General features: G+C 63.3%; 16 protein-coding genes, 1 other RNA gene and 1 pseudogene. 12 read left to right on the top strand and 6 right to left on the bottom strand.

The genetic code is table 11. The features are described from left to right. Positions 1–119 precede the first annotated feature (119 nt). Complete coding sequence (locus EN824_RS03350) at positions 120–401, top strand: hypothetical protein (RefSeq protein WP_189521739.1); 282 nt, start codon at positions 120–122, stop codon at positions 399–401. A 187-nt stretch (positions 402–588) separates the two neighbouring features. Here EN824_RS03350 and EN824_RS03355 read toward each other — a convergent pair whose 3' ends face one another. Both EN824_RS03355 and EN824_RS03360 read right to left on the bottom strand, forming a co-directional pair. After that, complete coding sequence (locus EN824_RS03355) at positions 589–1,767, bottom strand: lytic murein transglycosylase (RefSeq protein ID WP_127279250.1); 1,179 nt, start codon at positions 1,765–1,767, stop codon at positions 589–591. A gap of 292 nt (positions 1,768–2,059) precedes the next feature. Next, the gene (locus EN824_RS03360) at positions 2,060–2,860 is read right to left on the bottom strand and encodes a GH25 family lysozyme (protein ID WP_135928331.1); all 801 of its coding nucleotides are present in this window, start codon (positions 2,858–2,860) and stop codon (positions 2,060–2,062) included. Positions 2,861–3,147: 287 nt separating this feature from the next. Here EN824_RS03360 and EN824_RS03365 point away from each other — a divergent pair, with 287 nt between their 5' ends. Then, on the top strand, positions 3,148–4,527 hold the full coding sequence (locus EN824_RS03365; RefSeq protein ID WP_135928332.1) for a serine hydrolase: 1,380 nt from the start codon (positions 3,148–3,150) through the stop codon (positions 4,525–4,527). On the opposite strand, the gene EN824_RS03370 is transcribed toward EN824_RS03365, so the two are convergent. The 3 genes from EN824_RS03370 to EN824_RS03380 are packed head-to-tail and all read right to left on the bottom strand — an operon-like array spanning position 4,528 to position 10,291. Next, the gene (locus tag EN824_RS03370) at positions 4,528–5,211 is read right to left on the bottom strand and encodes a class I SAM-dependent methyltransferase (protein ID WP_135928333.1); all 684 of its coding nucleotides are present in this window, start codon (positions 5,209–5,211) and stop codon (positions 4,528–4,530) included. Continuing rightward, positions 5,208–6,506 carry a DUF3419 family protein gene (locus EN824_RS03375; protein ID WP_135928334.1) on the bottom strand — a complete coding sequence of 433 codons (1,299 nt, stop codon included), beginning with the start codon at positions 6,504–6,506 and terminating at the stop codon, positions 5,208–5,210. Before EN824_RS03375 ends, EN824_RS03370 begins: the two co-directional genes overlap by 4 nt. Before the next feature lie 32 nt (positions 6,507–6,538). Beyond that, positions 6,539–10,291 carry a hydantoinase B/oxoprolinase family protein gene (locus EN824_RS03380; protein ID WP_135931897.1) on the bottom strand — a complete coding sequence of 1,251 codons (3,753 nt, stop codon included), beginning with the start codon at positions 10,289–10,291 and terminating at the stop codon, positions 6,539–6,541. Positions 10,292–10,476: 185 nt separating this feature from the next. Here EN824_RS03380 and EN824_RS03385 point away from each other — a divergent pair, with 185 nt between their 5' ends. The 8 genes and pseudogenes from EN824_RS03385 (at position 10,477) to EN824_RS36630 (ending at position 14,442) form a co-directional block, all read left to right on the top strand. Continuing rightward, positions 10,477–10,683 (top strand): hypothetical protein, encoded by a 207-nt coding sequence (locus EN824_RS03385; protein ID WP_127275804.1) that lies wholly within the window; start codon positions 10,477–10,479, stop codon positions 10,681–10,683. A gap of 139 nt (positions 10,684–10,822) precedes the next feature. Continuing rightward, the gene (locus EN824_RS03390) at positions 10,823–11,542 is read left to right on the top strand and encodes a DnaJ family molecular chaperone (RefSeq protein WP_127275803.1); all 720 of its coding nucleotides are present in this window, start codon (positions 10,823–10,825) and stop codon (positions 11,540–11,542) included. Further along, complete coding sequence (locus EN824_RS03395; RefSeq protein WP_127871694.1) at positions 11,539–12,294, top strand: N-acetylmuramoyl-L-alanine amidase; 756 nt, start codon at positions 11,539–11,541, stop codon at positions 12,292–12,294. The genes EN824_RS03390 and EN824_RS03395 overlap by 4 nt, the downstream gene beginning before the upstream one ends. A 211-nt stretch (positions 12,295–12,505) precedes the next feature. Continuing rightward, entirely contained in the window at positions 12,506–13,225 is a 720-nt protein-coding gene (locus tag EN824_RS03400) for a transglycosylase SLT domain-containing protein (RefSeq protein ID WP_135931898.1), read from the top strand. A 65-nt stretch (positions 13,226–13,290) separates the two neighbouring features. Beyond that, an RNA gene (rnpB, locus tag EN824_RS03405) (RNase P RNA component class A) lies at positions 13,291–13,690 on the top strand. A 178-nt stretch (positions 13,691–13,868) separates the two neighbouring features. Further along, entirely contained in the window at positions 13,869–14,144 is a 276-nt protein-coding gene (locus EN824_RS03410) for a type II toxin-antitoxin system ParD family antitoxin (protein WP_135919279.1), read from the top strand. After that, positions 14,141–14,221, top strand: a pseudogene (locus tag EN824_RS36625) (type II toxin-antitoxin system RelE/ParE family toxin); the annotation flags it as partial. The gene EN824_RS03410 and the pseudogene EN824_RS36625, both read left to right, overlap by 4 nt. Before the next feature lie 41 nt (positions 14,222–14,262). Beyond that, on the top strand, positions 14,263–14,442 hold the full coding sequence (locus EN824_RS36630) for a type II toxin-antitoxin system RelE/ParE family toxin (protein ID WP_335930821.1): 180 nt from the start codon (positions 14,263–14,265) through the stop codon (positions 14,440–14,442). A gap of 8 nt (positions 14,443–14,450) precedes the next feature. Here the strand turns inward: EN824_RS36630 and EN824_RS03420 are convergent, their stop codons facing one another. After that, positions 14,451–15,566 (bottom strand): cystathionine gamma-lyase, encoded by a 1,116-nt coding sequence (locus EN824_RS03420; protein WP_135866362.1) that lies wholly within the window; start codon positions 15,564–15,566, stop codon positions 14,451–14,453. A gap of 407 nt (positions 15,567–15,973) precedes the next feature. Here EN824_RS03420 and mraZ point away from each other — a divergent pair, with 407 nt between their 5' ends. Next, positions 15,974–16,447, top strand: coding sequence for a division/cell wall cluster transcriptional repressor MraZ (gene mraZ, locus EN824_RS03425; protein ID WP_127275798.1), 474 nt, complete (start codon positions 15,974–15,976; stop codon positions 16,445–16,447). Then, complete coding sequence (rsmH, locus tag EN824_RS03430; protein WP_135866365.1) at positions 16,444–17,460, top strand: 16S rRNA (cytosine(1402)-N(4))-methyltransferase RsmH; 1,017 nt, start codon at positions 16,444–16,446, stop codon at positions 17,458–17,460. The genes mraZ and rsmH overlap by 4 nt, the downstream gene beginning before the upstream one ends. Positions 17,461–17,464 lie beyond the last annotated feature (4 nt).

Genomic DNA, 17,464 nt, shown 5'->3' on the forward strand with positions numbered 1-17,464 from the left:
ACCTGCGAAAGAGCTACTTGACGATGGACGCTAAGCCGAAGAGAAGTGTCTAGGGCGTCGGTGGAAGTTTGTATCGAGCGGCTACTATGGTATTATATTTCCTTATAGGCGTTATTTTGATGGCGGCTTTTATTATTGCCGTTTCTGGTTATGTTCAAAATGCGTATTATAAAAGGAAATCTGCTCACTGGCCATCTGTCGAAGCGACAGTAATAGATCGTCTTTTGCAGGGATCCGATCCTCCGGATTATTGCCTGGAAGTGCGATACGAATTTAACGGGAGACTTTTCCATTCTATCCTCCGTGACAATTTACACAAAGTTAGTGACAGGATGGATGTGGGGGAAAAATTATTTGTGAAAATAAATCCAGAAAATAATTCTATCTGCTATTTAGGCTGATTTTCGACAGAATCGGAGCGCTGGGGAGGAAATGCGAAAGACCCGCCAGCCACCTTGCCGCCAAGAAAAACCTCCGCCAAGCTGACCCGTTTGCTTCACCGCCATTGCGATTCATCCGAGTTTCATCTCAGAGAATCACAACCAGCCAATTACGCAACAGGCCCACAAGGGGAGAAGGAAGAGGGAGCTACAGCTTTCCCAGCAACTCCGGCGTCGGCCAGCCATCAACCGGCAGGCCTAGCCGCATCTGCTCCTTGCGGATGGCTTCGCGGGTATTGGTGCCCAGAATGCCGTCGACCGTGCCGACATCGTAACCGCTGGCCTCAAGCTTGGTCTGCAGCGCCTTCATCTGGTCGTTGTTGAGACCCGGCTCGGGATTGCGCGGATCGAGGGGCGGTGCGCCCGCCAGCCGCGCGGCAAGATTGGCCGCGGTCAGCGCGTAGGTGAAGGACTGGTTCCATTCGAGATAGACGTCGAAATTCTCATAGGTAAGGAAGGCCGGACCCTTGCGGCCCATGGGCAGCGCCAGGCCGGCCTGCAGGCCCTTGTCGACCAGCGGCGAGCCGTCGGGGTTGGTGACGCCCCACTGCGCCCACTGTGTCAGCGGCAATTTGTTGGTGCGGCCGGTCTGGTCCCATGGCATCTCGTCGGGCACGCGCACTTCCTGGATCCAGGGCTCGTCGCGCTTCCAGCCGCGCGACAGCACCTTGTTGCCGGTGGTCATGATCACGTCCGGCACGCTGTTTCGCAGGTCGATCTTGCCGTCCCCATCGCCGTCGACGCCGCGCGCAAGATAGTCGGATGGCAGGATCTGCGTCTGGCCGATCTCGCCGGCCCAGGCGCCCGTGACGTCGGCCGGCAGCACGCCGCGATCGATCAGTTCCAAGAGCGGCACCAGTTGCTGCCGGAACAATTGCGGGCGGCGGCAGTCATGCGACAGCGTCACCAGTGCGCTCAGCGTGTGGAAATCACCCTGGACGGCGCCGAAATCCGTTTCAAGCGCCCAGAAGGCGGTGATGACAGGCGCCTGGACGCCGAACTGCTGGTCGGCGCGGGCGAAGATATCGGCGTATTTCTTCATGTTCGCCGCACCTTGCTTCAGCCGGTAGGCCGAGATCATGCGGTTAGAAAACTGGACGAAGGTTTGCGTGAAGACTCCCTGGGCGCGGTCGCGAGCCAGAGCCTTCTCGTCGATCCTGGCATCCTCCAGCGCATCGAGACCGACGGCGCCGACACCGGCAGCCTTGGCTTCCGCCGCCACACCCTGTTTCCAGGTTTCGAAATCGCCGCCGCATTCCTGCGCCATCGCCGGCAAGGCCGTGGCGCACAAGAACAGCGCCGCGAGGGCTTGAGAACGCAGTCGCATCAGCTTCCTTTCGAAACGAAGAGGGCTTTGTCGTGCCTGGAGGCCAACGCCCTGAATTACCAGCGGTTGCACTCTTTACCGCTGGTAGTGTCGAAAAGCAGGCGGCAGGCCCGGTGTCAACGGGTCTTCTGCGGTGGCCCTTCTTCCAGACGGCTTCGCTGCCGTTGCCACGGTGTCAACGGGTCTTCTGCCGCAGCCACCAATCCAGCCGGCCTCGCTACCGTTGCCATGGTGTCAACGGGTCTTCTGCGGCGGCCCTATTCCTGGTGTCTTCGCAGCCTTTGCCACGGGGTCAACGTGTGTTCTGCCGCAGCCACTTGTTCCAGGCGGCTTCCGAGCCGTTGAAGACGTTGATGTCGGACTTGCCGGTCATGCCGGGAACGATGCCGGTTCCGGTGTATTGCCAGAAGGTGAAGGGGTGGCTGCCATACTTTTCGCGCGGGTGGCCGGCGACGGAGCGCAGCCAGTAGGGATAGCCACGGAAGGTCGACAGTTCGTTGTCATCAAAGAAATCGACCGAGGTGTAGATGATCGGCTTCTTGCCGTAATGCCGCTCGACGATTTCGAGGAAGGTGGTCATCTCAGCTCGCACGGTGGCCGGGTCGGGGCGCAGGCGGCAGGTCGGCGATTTCGGGTTCCATTCCATGTCGAGAACCGGCGGCATGGCGGAGCGGTCGACAGGCACGTTCTGGATGAACCAGCGCGCCTGCTGCGCCGCCGGAGTGCAGAAATAGAAGAAATGATAGGCAGCGCGCGGAACGCCGGCGGCTCTGGTGCGCGCCCAGTGCTCGCTGAAATATTCATCGAAGCGGTCGCCACCCTCGGTTGCCTTGATGAAGGCGAAGGAGATGCCGCTGGCCTTGGCCGTCGGCCAGTCGACCGAGGTCTGGTATTTGGAGACGTCGGTGCCGTGGACGGCATAGTTCCACGGCGCGCCGCTGTCCCACTCATGCGGCTTGGAATCGGCAAAGCGCGGCGCGCGCACGGCCACCGTCGGACTGCTCGATGCGGACGGCGACAGCGGCGAGAAATCGTCGACGGTCGAGCAGGCGCCGAGCAGCGTCAGCATGAAAAGGACCGCAAGACGGCGCATCGCAACTTCCAAGCCGGAATCAGCCGGTCGCTGATGGGTCTGTGCACCGATGGCCGAAGTTGGTCTGGCCCCCTCCAGGCGATCGCCCCACGCATCGCCCAGCATAGTCGTTTTTCGTGCATGTCGTTGTCCCAAAACCGCTGCGCACTTCTGGGCGACATGCATCCCTGTGATCGCCGATCATGGTTGATAATCCGTTGATGGCGCTCGACAAGAGCACCGATTTTGCGGAAGCAATGGCGGCAAATCGATGACATAAGGTCAGGCGAGCGCCTGGGAGGCAATGGATGCGGTTCGTCGTCAAGATCGTCAAATGGCTGCTTGGCCTGATCGTGCTGGCGGTCGCCGCGCTGTTTGCCTGGCTCTATATCGCGCCGCCGGAACTCATCCGCGTCGGCTCGGGCTATTCGGCCAAGATCGTCTGCTCCAACGTCTTCATCGCCGGCCGCGACGCCAATGAGGTGCTGGCCGTCGATGTGCAGGCGCCCGGCCATCCGCTGCTACGGCTGATGCGGGTCTCCGTCGACAAGAACCGGGGGACGGTTTCGGCCGGCCTGCTCGGCTTCCTCGGCAAGAGCGAGGCGGTCGCCCGCGACGGGCTGGGCTGCGCCTCGGTTCCGGACGGCGATGTCGGCAAGGCGCGGCGCACGACGGTCCATGCCGAACCCGCGGCGACAAACCAGGATGCGCCGTGGCCGGAGGGCGAACGGGTCGATGCATCGCAGAATCCAGAGGTCTCGAAGGTCGTCGGCGACGATGCCATGGCCGGCGCCGGCATGCGCGCGATCGTCGTGGTCAAGAACGGGCGGGTGGTCGCGGAGCGCTATGGCGACGGCTTTTCGGCCAAGACGCCGCTGCTCGGCTGGTCGATGACCAAGACGGTCAACGCCGCCATCGTCGGCACGCTGGTCAAGGACGGCAAGATGGCGGTCGACAACAAGGACCTGTTTACGCCTTGGAAGAGGGACGGCCGCGCCGCGATCAGCCTTGCCGACATGATGGCGATGTCGAGCGGGCTGGAATTCAACGAAGACTATGGCGACGTCGCCGATGTGACGCGCATGCTCTATCTCGAACCCGACATGGCGGGTTTTGCCGAAGCCAAGCCGCTCACCGGCGAGGTCGGCAAGATGTTTTCCTATTCGAGCGGCACGGCGGTGATGCTGTCGCGCCTCTGGCAGGACGCGATCGGCGACAAGGCCAAGGCGCTGACATGGCCGCGCACGGCTCTGTTCGAGCCGCTCGGCATGCACAGCGCGGTGCTCGAAACCGACGAGCAAGGCACCTTCGTCGGCTCGTCCTACCTCTATGCCACGGCGCATGACTGGGCTCGCTTCGGCCAGTTCCTGCTGCAAGGCGGGGTGTGGAACGGCAACCAGGTGCTGCCGGCCGGCTTCGTCGACTGGATGCGCGAACCGGCGCCCGCCTCGAAAGTCTACGGCAAGGGCCAGCTGTGGATCGAGGCACCGGGCGACGAGGAAAACCCCGGCGCCGGCGTTGCGGCAGGCCTGCCCAGGGAGACTTACTGGATGGAAGGGCATGACGGGCAGACCGTCGCCATCATCCCGTCCGAGCAATTGGTCGTGGTGAGGCTCGGGCTAACGCCGGCCAAACTCAACTATCGCCCGCGGGCGATGGTGGGGGCGCTGGTGAAGGCGCTGCACTAGCTAGCTGTGTGGCCCAATCACCGCCAGCCAGGCATAGCCACGATAAAGCGTGCGAAAACGGAAGGTTGCGCCGGTTCGCTCGGCCTGCGATTCCAGAACATCACGCAGGGATTCGCGTGGCGTGACGTGGAATTTCTTCAGCCAACCGCGCAGCAACGCGCGGAACCACCCCGGCAGACCTTCCTGCTGGCCGAAATCGACTATGTGCAGCGAGCCCGTCGGGGCCAGCGCGGCAAGTGCTGCCGAGACCGTCTTCTCCCAGCCCGGGATCATCGATAGCGAATAGGAGACGAAGACCCGGTCGAAGCTGCCTTTGCCGAATAGTGCCTTGGCGTCGAAATCGGTGGCGTCGCCTCGTGCCAGCACGACGCGGTCCGACAGGCCTTCGCGGTCGATCGCCTTGCTCGCCGTTTCCAGCATTTCGGCCGAAATATCCAGGCCGAAGAAGCGGGCATCGGGATAGGCGCGGGCAGCCAGGATGATATTGCGGCCGGTGCCGCAGCCGAGTTCCAGAACGGCGCCGCCAGGCGGCACGTCCAGCCCCGCGATCAGCCGGTCGCGGCAAAGCAGGTAGTATTTGCGGGTCAGGTCATAGATGTGGCGCTGCCAGCGGTAGACGCCGTCCATCAGTTCGGCATGGTTAGCCTTGAATTCGGGGCTGGCCGGCAGTTCCGTCGTGCTCATGCCGGGCGCTTCACATAGAGGTGGAAGCCGCCATAGATGGCGGAGCGGTCGCGGGCCGAGAATTCGCGCGATGCTTCGTCCTGATAGTCCCACTGATCGAGCAGCGAGGTCGAGACGCGCCCCGGCAACAGGCTGGGCTCGGCGGCGGTGCGGAAGATGACGCGGGCGCCGGCCGAGGCGGTCCGGGTGATTTCCGACCACAACGCATTGAGCTGGTCGTCGGTCATCCAGTCCTGCGCGTCGAGCAGGATGAAGCGGTCGACGGCGCCGGCATCCTTGCCGGCGAGGAATTCGATCAGGTTGGCGTGATGAATGGCGACGCGGTCTATATTGCCGCGGATGGTCTCGTAGTTTTGCCTTTCGAGATAGGCGGGCAGGGCGGCCTCGCCTGGTTCCGGGTAGCGGCGGGCGAAAGCCTGCCAGGCGAAGTAATTGTTTTCCAGGGGGAAATCGCAGGCGAGCTTTTCCAGCCGGGCCTTCAGGACGCTGGCCATGGTGCCGTCGCCGGAGGTGATCAGCGAATCATATTGCGCCGGCGGGATGCCGAGACCGAACAGCGAGGCTTTTCGCGAGGTCGCCCATTTCAGAAGCTTGTTGTCGAAGACCGGGGCCAGTTCTTCGTTGAAGAAGCGGCGCTGTTCGCCGATGTTGCTGGCCTGCATGATGCCCGCTGGGTCGACGCCAAAGAATTTCGCCGTGCGGTGGCCCATGGCGATGAACAGGCCGAGCAGGCCGGTCTGGTAGAAATTACGATCGAAAACGCCGATGCGCCTGTTGCCGCGCCAGTTGCGGCGCTCCCAGTAATGGCGGCTGACCGGATCGAGATGCGGGGCGATGAAGCGGTCGTAGGCTTCGGAATTGTGGCTCGTGTCCGCCGCACCGAAGAAACGGAACAGGTCGCCTTGCGAAGGCAGATGGCGAACCGCCTCCAGCTTCATGCGGTTCAGCGCGATGTGGGCCGCGTTGAGGTCGACGGCGTCGATCTGTGCCGGGGAGCGGGTCAGATAGGCCAGGATGTTGCAGCCGCCCGAGGCGATGGTGACGACGCGGTGGCCCTGGCCGAGCTGCATCGCGTCCATGTCGACGTCGGGGTCTTCCCAGATCTGCGGATAGACGAGGCCGGAAAACAGGAAGGCGAACAGCCGCTCGGAGATGCCGGCTTTCGAAAGCGCGCGGTTCTGGTAGACGGCCTTTCCAACTTCCTTGCCGCGGCGAAAAACCAGATCCGAGGAGACGTCCGTCATGGCAAAGTGATTCCCCATTTGCTTTGGCGCAAGCGGGTAACGCAGGGTCATGACAGGCCGGTGACAGCCTGTTGACGCCTTTCTTACAACTTGCCGAACCCGCCGGGCGTCGGCGTGGTCACAATGACGGCTTCGCCAGCGTCGAGCACGGTCTGGTCGCAAGCCTTCAGCGTCTCAACAGTGCCGTCGTTGCGGCGCACCTTGGTCGAGCCGGTCTCGCCGTCGCCGCCGCCGTCCAGTCCTTCCGGCGGGCGGTTGCGGTGCGAGGACAGGATCGCGCATTCCATCGTCTCGAGGAAGCGGATGGTGCGTTTGGTGCCGTCGCCGGCATTCCATTTGCCCTTGCCGCCGGAACCCTCGCGAATGTGAAAATCCTCCAGCACCACGGGGAAGCGCAGCTCCAGCACCTCCGGGTCGGTGAGGCGCGAATTGGTCATGTGGGTGTGCACGCCCGACGTGCCGGCAAAGCCGCGGCCGGAGTTCATGTGTCCGGCGGGCGAACCGGAGCAAATCGTCTCGTAATACTGGTACTGCTTGTTGCCGAAAGTCAGGTTGTTCATCGTGCCTTGCGCATTGGCCATCGCGCCCATGGCGCCGAACAGCGCGTTGGTGACGTGCTGCGAAGTCTCGACATTGCCGGCGACGACGGCGGCAGGGTAGGTGGGCTTGAGCATGCAGCCATCGGGGATGACGATGTTGATCGGCCTGAGGCACCCGGCATTCATCGGGATCATGTCCTCGACCATGACACGGAAGGCGTAGAGCACGGCGGCACGGGCGACCGGCTCGGGCGCGTTGAAATTGTTCTTCATGACAGGCGACGTGCCGGTGAAGTCGACAGTCGCCTCACGCTTTTGCCGGTCGACCGTGATCTTCACCTTGATGACCTGACCGGTATCGGTCGGATATTCATAATCCGACGTGTCCGGCAGCCGTTCCAGCACGCGGCGCACGCTTTCGGCGGCGTTGTCCTGGACATGGCCCATATAGGCCTCGACGACGTCGAGACCGAAATGCGCGACCATCTTGCGCAGCTCCGCCACACCCTTCTCGTTGGCTGCGATCTGCGCCTTCAGGTCGGCGATGTTCTGGTGCGGGTTGCGGGCCGGATAGCGATGCTCGGTGAGCAGCGTGTGCAGCTCCGTCTCGCGGAATTTTCCGCGGTCGACGATGCGGAAATTGTCGAACAGCACGCCTTCCTCGTCGACCGTGGTGGCGAGCGGCGTCATCGAGCCGGGGGCGGTGCCGCCAATGTCGGCATGGTGGCCGCGCGAGGCCGTCCAGAAGAGGATGTTCTTCTGGGTATCGTCGAAGACCGGCGTCACCACGGTGATGTCGGGCAGATGCGTGCCGCCATTATAGGGGGCGTTCAAGGCAAAGACATCGCCGGCGTGGATGTCGCCGGAGTTCAGCCTGATGATGGTCTCGACCGAGCGGTCCATGGAGCCGAGATGCACCGGCATGTGCGGCGCATTGGCGACCAGCGCCCCGGTGTGGTCGAAGACGGCGCAGGAGAAATCCAGCCTTTCCTTGATGTTGACGGAATAGGCGGTGTTCTGCAGCGTCACGCCCATCTGCTCGGCGATCGACATGAACAGATTGTTGAAGACTTCGAGCATCACCGGATCGGCTTGCGTGCCAAGGGCGGCGGCGCGCGCTTTCCTTTCCGTGCGGCGTATGACGACGTGATTGAGGTTGGTGATTTCGGCTTGCCAACCCGGCTCGACGACGATGGTCTGGTTCGGCTCGGTGATCAAGGCGGGGCCTGCGACCAGACTGGACGGCCTGAGGTTCTCGCGACGGTAGACGCCTGCTTCATGCCACCGGCCTTCCGTATAGATACGCCGGCTCTCGGAAGCGGCTGAGTTGACCCTTGCAGGTCCGGTGGGCGCATAGGCTTCGGCGGTCGTCTGGCCGGTTTCGGTGCCTTCGACGCCGACGGTCTCGACGATCATCGGCTTGTCGTCATAGACGAAGCCGAATTGCGCCTTGTGGGCGATTTCGAAATCGCGCCTGGCCTGGAAGATCGAGTCTGCCTCGAAATTCACCGGCAGTGCCGTATCTGTGCCGTCATAACGGATGTGCAGCACCGGCCTGGTGGCGACCGAGCCCTCGGCGATGCCTTGCGCCGCAAGCTCCGCGACCACGGCCCTTTTCAAGATGGCGATGAGGTTGCCGATCTCCGCTCTGGATTCCTCGGCGAGCGGCTTGAGCAGCGCCTGCTGGCGTGAGGCAAAGACCGACGCCAGCCCGATGCCATAGGCCGAAAGCAGGCCGGAGAAAGGATGGATCAGCACCGCCTCCATGCCGAGTGCATCCGCGACCAGGCAGGCGTGCTGGCCACCGGCGCCGCCAAAGCAGTTCAGCAGATATTCGGTGACGTCGTAGCCACGTTGCACGGAAATCTTCTTGATCGCATTGGCCATGTTCTCGACAGCGATCGTGACGAAGCCTTCGGCGACCGCCTCCGGTGAGCGGCCATCGCCGATCCCGGCGGCAAGTGCCGCGAATTTCGCGCGCACGGTTTGCGCGTCGAGCGGCGCGTCCTGGCCGGGGCCGAAGATCGAGGGGAAGAAATCGGGCTGCAGCTTGCCGAGCATGACGTTGGCATCGGTGACCGCCAGCGGGCCGCCGCGCCGGTAGGCGGCCGGGCCGGGATTGGCGCCCGCAGAGTCCGGTCCGACGCGGAAACGGCCGGCCTCGTAATGCAGGATCGAGCCGCCGCCGGCGGCGACGGTGTGGATGCGCATCATCGGCGCGCGGACGCGCACACCGGCGACCTCGGTGTCGAAGGCGCGCTCGTACTCGCCATCGTAGTGGGCAACGTCGGTGGAGGTGCCGCCCATGTCGAAGCCGATGACTTTTTCGAATCCGGCGAGCTTGGCCGTCTCGACCATGCCGACGACGCCGCCGGCCGGACCCGACAGCAGCGCGTCCTTGCCCTGGAACATGTCGGCGGCGGTGAGACCGCCGGAAGACATCATGAACATCAGACGAGGCGGGGACTGGCTGATCTCCCCCCTTGTGGGGGAGATGCCCGGCAGGGCAGAGGGGGGCGCGACAGAACGAGACGTTGGCGGGGCAGCGCCCCCCTCTGTCGGCTTCGCCGACATCTCCCCCACGAGGGGGGAGATTGGCGCCGCGCCCAGTTCTCCCGCCACCCTTTGCACATAGCGCGACAGGATGGGCGACAGATAAGCATCCACCACCGCGGTGTCGCCGCGCCCGACCAGCTTGATCAGCGGCGAGACCTCGTGGCTGACCGAGACCTGGCCGAAACCGAGCTTGCGGCAGACCTTGGCCACCGCCTTCTCGTGGTCTGGATATTTCCAGGCATGCATGAAGACGATGGCAACGGCATCGATGCCATCGGCTTTCGCTTGTTCTATGGCCGGCCGGCAAGCCGCGATATCGAGCAGCCGTTCGACGCGGCCGTCGGCGAGCACGCGCTCGCCGACCTCGATGACGCGCTCGTAGAGTTGCTCGGGAAGAATGATTTCCTTGGCGAAAATGTCGGGTCGCGCCTGGTAGGCGATCCTGAGCGCATCGCGAAACCCCTTGGTGATGAGCAATAACACACGGTCGCCCTTGCGCTCCAGAAGGGCGTTGGTGGCCACCGTCGTTCCCATCTTGATGTCGCCGATCAGGCCGGACGGGATCGCGGCGGCCGGTCCAAGGCCGAGCAGATCGCGGATGCCCTGAATGGCGGCATCGGCATAGGCTTCGGGATTCTCCGACAGCAGCTTGCGCGGATGCAGCCCGCCCTGCGGGTCACGGCCGATAATATCGGTAAAGGTGCCGCCGCGATCGATCCAGAAATCCCATTTGGCGGTCATGCGGTTGTCTCCGGTATTCCGTTGTCCGGTGTCGTTGTTAAAGCGCCGAAGCGCCGGCAGCAATGTCGCCTGCATGCCATTGATGTTACAGGTGGAAACGCAACGTTACGAAACCCTTGGCCCGGTCATGCATTTTCCCTTCGACCGTTCACTGCAACGTGAGCGTGTGTTGAAGGAGAGATGTCATGAAAAAGCTCATTCTTGCGTCGGTTTCGGCGCTTGTCCTGCTTGGCGTCGCGGCATGCAGCGATAGCGGCACCGACAAGACCACGACCCAGAGCACCAATCCGCCGGCCGCCGAGCAGCCGATGAAGCCTGCGGCCCCGGCTGACAATTCGACCAAGCCTGCCGAGCCGGCTCCGGCAACGCCTGCTCCTGCGCCCGCGCAGTAGTTTGTAAGCAGTAAGTGTCTTGGGAGGAAGGCCGGCTTGATGTCGGCCTTTTTCTCGTAGGGGCCCTTCGTTCACAGGCCCCACAAGTTGGCCGTTATTGGCTTGATAGCGGGGACCGGTTGGCTCTATGAAGCTGGCCATGTCGATTTGGGACCGCCTCGGCGACTTCATCACCCGGGTTTCGTCTTCAACCACGTCTGGCGTCGCCGACGTGGTCGAGGCTGTGCGCACGGTTTTCTCCGGCGACGCCGACCTGCGCCGCCGCGTCGCCTTCTCAGTGGCGATGATCGCGCTTTCGGCCAAGATGGCCAAGGCCGACGGCATCGTCACCCAGGATGAGGTGCGCGCCTTCCAGGAAATCTTCGAAGTGCCGGCGAAAGAGACGCGCAATGTCGCGCGGCTGTTCGATCTCGCCCAGCGGGATGTGGCCGGTTTCGAAACCTATGCCGAGCGCATGGCGCAGATGTGCGGCTCCGGGCACTCCAATTGCGTGATGCTGGAAGACATACTCGACGGCCTGTTCCACATCGCCAAGGCCGACGGGCTGGTGCATGAGCGCGAAGGCATTTTCCTGCATCGTATCGCCGAGATCTTCCGCATCGACGAGGCGCACTACGAATCGATCATGGCGCGGCATGTCAATCTTGGCGCCGGCGACCCCTATGTCGTGCTTGGTATCGAGCGCGGCAAGCCGTTCGAGGAGGTCAGGAAGCGTTACCGCAAGCTGGTGTCCGACAACCACCCGGACCGGCTGATCGCGCGCGGACTGCCGCAGGAATTCATCAAGATCGCGACGACCAGGGTCGCGGCGATCAACGCCGCCTACGAGATGATCGAGCGGGGCCTGCGGCACGCATGAGCGGCTTCCTGCCCGACGAGCCGAGTGCCGAGGTCAGGGTATCGCCGAATTTCGGGCCAAGGCGCGACAGGCAGAAGCCCGACATGATCGTGCTGCACTATACGGGCATGGCGACCGGTATCGGTGCCGAAGCCTGGCTGTGCGATCCGGCGAGTGAAGTCTCGTCGCACTATCTCGTCCATGAGAATGGCCACATCGTGCAGATGGTCCGGGAAAGCGACCGAGCCTGGCATGCCGGCCAGAGTTCCTGGTTCGGACACACCGACATCAATTCCTGCTCGGTCGGCATCGAAATCGTCAATCCGGGCCATTCGCTGGGCTATCCCGGCTTTCCGCGACGCCAGATCAATGCGGTGATCAGGCTGTGCAAGGGGATTGCAGCACGGCATGCGATCGCCGCCGAGCGGGTGCTGGCGCATTCCGACGTGGCGCCTGGTCGCAAGATCGATCCTGGCGAGAAGTTTCCATGGGCCGTGCTGTTTAAGGCCGGTGTCGGTCATCTCGTGCCAGCCGCGCCCGTCAGGCGCGGAGCCGCGCTGAAGCCAGGCGATTACGGTGCCGATGTCGAGGCGCTGCAGTCGATGCTGTCGCTCTATGGCTATGGTGTCGAGATAACAGGCGTTTTCGACGATCGGACACGGATCGTCGTCGAGGCCTTCCAACGGCATTTCCGACCGCGCCGGGTCGACGGAGTTGCCGACGGCTCGACGATGCGCACGCTCCAGAGGCTGCTTGCCTCCGTCACGAGTTGACCTCACGTCAAGAGCCGGTCCAAGTAATCCTCCTCAACCGTAAAGTTACAACCTGTCACTTAAAGTGACTTGCCCCGCCTTCATTGGCGCCAAATCGGGCTTCAAAGGGCCTTTCGTACAGTTTGTCGGACGTCCAGCCCCCGGGTGATCCGATATTGATCAAGCGATGCCGCGCGAAAATCTTCGCGTGGTCCCAACAGAACAGGATCACATGCAGAAATTGACCGTTTTAACGGCAGCTCTTGCTGCCGGGGTAATGAGTTTTGCCTTCAGCGCGGCCGACGCCGCACCGTTAAGCCAGCGGGCCGACCAGGGTCTGGTCGCGACATCCGCCAAAGGCAAGGCCATTTCGGCCAAAAGCACCAAGAGTGCGAAGGCGACGACGAAGCAGGCTTCCGCGAAAGTGGAAAAGGCAAGCTGGACCAAGGCAAGGAAATCCCCCGCCAAAAGGCAGACGAAACGCGGCCGCAAGACCGTTGACATGACGACGACGGCATCGATCGGTCTCAGCAACGTCGCCGCGGCGACCGCGGCAGTGGCGAGCAGCGGCCAATATTCCGCGATTGTCGCCCGCTACGCGGCGAGCTACGGGGTTCCGGTGTCGCTGGCCCACGCCGTGATCAAGATCGAGAGCAACTATCGGCCGAACATGGTCGGCGGCGCCGGTGAGATCGGCCTGATGCAGATCAAGCCGGCAACCGCGCGGATGATGGGTTACAACGGGTCGGCCAAGGGCCTGTTCGATCCAGACACCAACATCAAATACGGCATGAAGTACCTCGCCATGGCGCGCGACCTGGGTGGCGGCACGACCTGCGGCACGATCCTCAAATACAATGCCGGCCATGGCGCCACTCGCATGAACCCGGTTTCCGCGGCTTACTGCAGCAAGGTCAAGGTTCAGCTGGCGGCTGTCGGCGCGCCGGCTTGACGAGAACCGGTCACAATCGGCTTTTTCGGTTGCGTTTTGGGGTGTGAACCCCTTTATACGCTCTGCCAGCTGGCCGGGCGGCCGCACCCGCAAACGCCGAAAGGCCGCGGGTGAGGAAAGTCCGGGCTCCATGGAGACACGGTGCCGGTTAATGGCCGGCGGGGGCGACCCCAGGGAAAGTGCCACAGAAAGCAAACCGCCACGACTTTGTCGGGGTAAGGGTGAAAGGGTGGGGTAAGAGCCCACCGCGCGACTGGCAACAGGAGCGGCACGGTAAACCCCACCGGGAGCAAGACCGAATAGGGGCGGTGCGAGGGGAAACCCTCGAGGGCTGTTTCCGGCTCACCGTCCGGGTAGGTTGCGTGAGGCGCATGGCAACATGCGCCCAAGATGAATGGCCGCCACGTTCTCGCCTCGCAAGGGGCGAGGGCCATACAAAACCCGGCTTACAGGCCGGCTGGCAATTTTTCTCCATCATATATGGATTAAGTCTTTCGATATCAGAAGGTTGCGCCCTTGGGCACAGCTTCTGATTCAAGGGCGCGGCGCTACTTTGCGTCGCCACAGCCAGAGATCTCCGCCGACTTCCTTGAAACTGGTGCGATTAAATCGTACCATCGCGGCTCATCATCGGGAGCCTATCATGGGTCAGGTGGACAAACGCAGCATCACGCTTTCGCCGGAACTGGCGCGGGCGGTCGACGATGTGGTCGCGGCTGGAGAATACGCCTCGGCGAGCGAGGTGATCCGCGATGCGTTGCGGCAATGGAAGGACCGCCGCGACCTGATGGGCTACACGGTCGAAGAACTGCGCAAGCTGGTGCAGGAGGGGATCGACAGCGGGCCGGGCCGCTTCGCGTCAATGGATGAAATCAAGGCCGAGGCCCGCAGGCGTTTGCGATCCCACGATGCGGCATGAATTTGCTGACCATCCAGCGAAGCGCGCGTGCGGAAGAAGATTTGGTTGCGATCTGGCTTCATATTGCGCGCGACAACGAGGTTGCAGCCGATCGGTTGCTTGATCGTTTCGAGGCGAGATGGCTACAACTCGCAGCTTACCCCTTTTCAGGCGCGCCGCGCGAGGACATAGCACCGGTATTCGTCACCTGGTCGTCGGCGACTACCTCACCTTGTACCGAGTCGGTGCCGATGCCGTCGAAATCGTCCGTGTGCTGCATGGTCGCCGAAAGATCGAGGTCGATGATCTCAATCCCTGACGGTTCGCTCAGCCGCTGACCCTGTCCAGCGAGGCCTCGATCGCCTTCCAGAGTTCTTCCACCGGCTCGCAGCCGACCGACAGGCGTACGAAGCCAGCCGGCACCGCGTCGCCTCGCTTCAAACGCCGCTCGGCCGAGGTGTGGACGCCGCCGAAGGAGGTCGCGGCCTGCATCAATTCGCAGCCGTTGATGAAATCCTCGGCTTTCTGCTCGGAAGCGAGTTCGAAGGAGATGAGGAAGCCGAAGCGCTCCATCTGGGCGCGGGCAAGATTGTGCGAGGGGTCGCCTTCCAGGCCGGGATAACGCAGGCCGCTGATTGCCCGATGGCCCTGCAGCCGCCGCGCGATCACCTCCGCCGACGAACACATGCGGTCGAAGCGCACGTCCAATGTTTCCAGGCCGCGATGCACCAGCCAGGCTTCGAACGGGCCGGGGATGCTGCCCGAGACCTCGCGCCAGCCGGTCACGGCGGCGATGATGTCGGCATTGCGGCTGGCGACATGACCGAACAGGACGTCGGAATGGCCATTGGGCGCCTTGGTGTCGGCGGCGACAACGATATCGGCACCGTGATCGAGAGGGCGCTGGCCGAAGGGCGTCATCGTTGTGTTGTCGACCACCAGCAGCGCGCCGGCCTTGTGAACGGCTTCGGCGACAGCGGCGATATCGCAGATGTCCAGTCCCGGATTTGCGGGCGTTTCGACGAAGGCCAGGCGGTAACCCGCGAAGCCGCCGTCGAGGAAGGTCGATGTCGGCCTGACATCGTAGGTGACCGCGAGCGGCTTCAGGAAGCGATCGGCCAGCGCCCTGGTGGTGTGATAGCCGTCCGAAGGCAGCAGGATATGGTCGCCGGCCTTGAGCACGGCAAAGAATGCCGCCGAGATCGCCGCCATCCCCGAGGGAAAACCGACGCAAGGCGCGTCTTCCAGATGGGACAACATGTGTTCGACGGCATCCCAGGTCGGGTTGCTGAAGCGGCCGTACTGGTTGAAGCCGGTGGCGTCGCCCGGTGCATGGAAGATGGCGGCCATGGTCAGCGGCAGGGGAATGGAATCGCCCATGGCGAACCCGCTGCGACGCAAATGGGGAAGGGCCGCAGCGCGCGACTTCGCAGTTTCAGGCATCGATTTCAAATCCCTTGGTGGTCGGTGAGATGGACGAGACGCTATGCCCGGCCGCGGTTTGCGGCAAGGCGCCTCCAGTTGGGCCAGGCAGGCTCTAAACGCTTCGTTAGGCTTAATGGATCATAAAGACGAGGCGCGCTGTCAAAGCCTTTCTCGTCGGCGTGGCGCGCGTGTCTGAGAAGCCTATTCCCGTTGACGCCCATAGTGCCCCATGATATCCCATTTCGACATCAAAGCCTTCGTTCCGCGTCAGGGTAAAGCGTTCGCCAATCGGGCAGCCGCGGCGGCTGTGCGTTTGCCGGTTTTCTCCCCTGTGGACGAGGTGGGTGCGGGGCAGGCAACGCGCGGCGGTGGCGCGTGCGACACGATGAAGAGGGGTGCGGCGGCGCAAGCGGCTGTAACGTGTGATGGACCGGTTTCTGTCGAACACGGTGAGCAGGATCGATGCGAAGGGGCGGGTGTCCGTTCCCGCGCATTTTCGTGCCGTGGTGCAGAAGCGCGGCTATTCGGAACTCTACGCGCTGCGTTGCCTGGACCTGACGGCGATGGATGTCGGCGGGCTCGACCTGCTCGACCGTTACGAGCAGCGCATCGCTCGGGAAGACCCCTTCCTGCAGACGGCGGACGACATGTCGTTCTTCTGCCATGGCGACGGAGCGTTCCTGAAACTCGACCAGGACGGCCGCATAACCATGACCGATTTCATTCGCGAACATACCGGCATCTCCGCGGAAGTGGCCTTTGTCGGGCGCGGCAATTTCTTTCAGATCTGGGAGCCGGGACGGCTTGCGACCTATGGGGCGCAGGCGCGGGCCAGGCTTTTGCAGCTTCGGCAGGGGACGAAGGCTCACGAGGCCAAGGCTGGGGAGCGACCGGAATGATGGTGGGCCACGGCGATGATAACAACGCCGTTGGCGGATCGGTCCGCCACATTCCGGTCCTCCTTGGCGAAGTGCTGGAAGCGCTCGCGCCGGCGGAGGGCGACATCATCATCGACGGTACGTTCGGCGCCGGTGGCTATACGAAGGCCATCCTGGCGGCTGGCGCGTCCGTGGTTGCGATCGACCGCGATCCGGATGCCATCGCGGCAGGCCGCGACCTCGAGGCGCAGTCCGGCGGTCGGCTGAGGCTGGTGCAGGCGCCGTTCTCGACGCTCGACGAACACATCGACAGCGCCGATGGCGTCGTCCTCGACATCGGCGTCTCCTCGATGCAGATCGACCAGGCCGAGCGCGGCTTTTCCTTCCGCTTCGACGGCCCGCTCGACATGCGCATGGCGCAGGCGGGCCTGAGCGCCGCCGATGTCGTCAACAGTTTCAAGCCGGGCGACCTTGCCCGCATCTTCGGCTTCCTCGGAGAGGAGCGTCACGCCGGCCGTATCGCCCGCATGATCGAGGCGCGCCGGGAAAAACGGCCGTTCGAGCGCACGCTGGAACTCGCCGACGCCATCGAGACGCATATCGGCCGCGCGCCGAAGGACAAGATCCATCCGGCGACCCGCGTTTTTCAAGCGCTGCGCATCTTCGTCAATGACGAGCTCGGTGAATTGGCCAAGGCGCTGTTCGCGGCCGAACGCGCGCTGAAGCCAGGCGGCCGACTTGTCGTGGTGACGTTCCATTCGCTTGAAGACCGCATCGTCAAGCGCTTCATCGCCGATCGCGCCGACGCCATGACCGGCTCGCGCCACATGCCGGAGGCGCAGGCGCGCACCGCGACTTTCCGCAAGGCTGGTGGCGGCGTGACGGCAGGCGACGCCGAGGTTGCGGCCAACCCACGCGCCCGCTCGGCCAGGCTGCGCGCGGCGGTCCGCACCGAGGCGCCGGCGCGCGGCGACGATTTTTCGATTTTCGGCCTTCCAAAGCTTCCCGGCATCGATCGGCCGGGGGAGAGGTAAGCAC

The organism is Mesorhizobium sp. M8A.F.Ca.ET.181.01.1.1 (genome assembly GCF_004792025.1).
Taxonomy (GTDB): domain Bacteria; phylum Pseudomonadota; class Alphaproteobacteria; order Rhizobiales; family Rhizobiaceae; genus Mesorhizobium.

Excerpts from the sequence above, each read along its gene's own strand:
- EN824_RS03350 (WP_189521739.1), top strand. The coding sequence starts at position 120 with ATGGCGGCTTTTATTATTGCCGTTTCTGGTTATGTTCAAAATGCGTAT.
- EN824_RS03355 (WP_127279250.1), bottom strand. The coding sequence starts at position 1,767 with ATGCGACTGCGTTCTCAAGCCCTCGCGGCGCTGTTCTTGTGCGCCACG.
- EN824_RS03360 (WP_135928331.1), bottom strand. The coding sequence starts at position 2,860 with ATGCGCCGTCTTGCGGTCCTTTTCATGCTGACGCTGCTCGGCGCCTGC.
- EN824_RS03365 (WP_135928332.1), top strand. The coding sequence starts at position 3,148 with ATGCGGTTCGTCGTCAAGATCGTCAAATGGCTGCTTGGCCTGATCGTG.
- EN824_RS03370 (WP_135928333.1), bottom strand. The coding sequence starts at position 5,211 with ATGAGCACGACGGAACTGCCGGCCAGCCCCGAATTCAAGGCTAACCAT.
- EN824_RS03375 (WP_135928334.1), bottom strand. The coding sequence starts at position 6,506 with ATGACCCTGCGTTACCCGCTTGCGCCAAAGCAAATGGGGAATCACTTT.
- EN824_RS03380 (WP_135931897.1), bottom strand. The coding sequence starts at position 10,291 with ATGACCGCCAAATGGGATTTCTGGATCGATCGCGGCGGCACCTTTACC.
- EN824_RS03385 (WP_127275804.1), top strand. The coding sequence starts at position 10,477 with ATGAAAAAGCTCATTCTTGCGTCGGTTTCGGCGCTTGTCCTGCTTGGC.
- EN824_RS03390 (WP_127275803.1), top strand. The coding sequence starts at position 10,823 with ATGTCGATTTGGGACCGCCTCGGCGACTTCATCACCCGGGTTTCGTCT.
- EN824_RS03395 (WP_127871694.1), top strand. The coding sequence starts at position 11,539 with ATGAGCGGCTTCCTGCCCGACGAGCCGAGTGCCGAGGTCAGGGTATCG.
- EN824_RS03400 (WP_135931898.1), top strand. The coding sequence starts at position 12,506 with ATGCAGAAATTGACCGTTTTAACGGCAGCTCTTGCTGCCGGGGTAATG.
- EN824_RS03410 (WP_135919279.1), top strand. The coding sequence starts at position 13,869 with ATGGGTCAGGTGGACAAACGCAGCATCACGCTTTCGCCGGAACTGGCG.
- EN824_RS36630 (WP_335930821.1), top strand. The coding sequence starts at position 14,263 with ATGGCTACAACTCGCAGCTTACCCCTTTTCAGGCGCGCCGCGCGAGGA.
- EN824_RS03420 (WP_135866362.1), bottom strand. The coding sequence starts at position 15,566 with ATGCCTGAAACTGCGAAGTCGCGCGCTGCGGCCCTTCCCCATTTGCGT.
- mraZ (WP_127275798.1), top strand. The coding sequence starts at position 15,974 with ATGGACCGGTTTCTGTCGAACACGGTGAGCAGGATCGATGCGAAGGGG.
- rsmH (WP_135866365.1), top strand. The coding sequence starts at position 16,444 with ATGATGGTGGGCCACGGCGATGATAACAACGCCGTTGGCGGATCGGTC.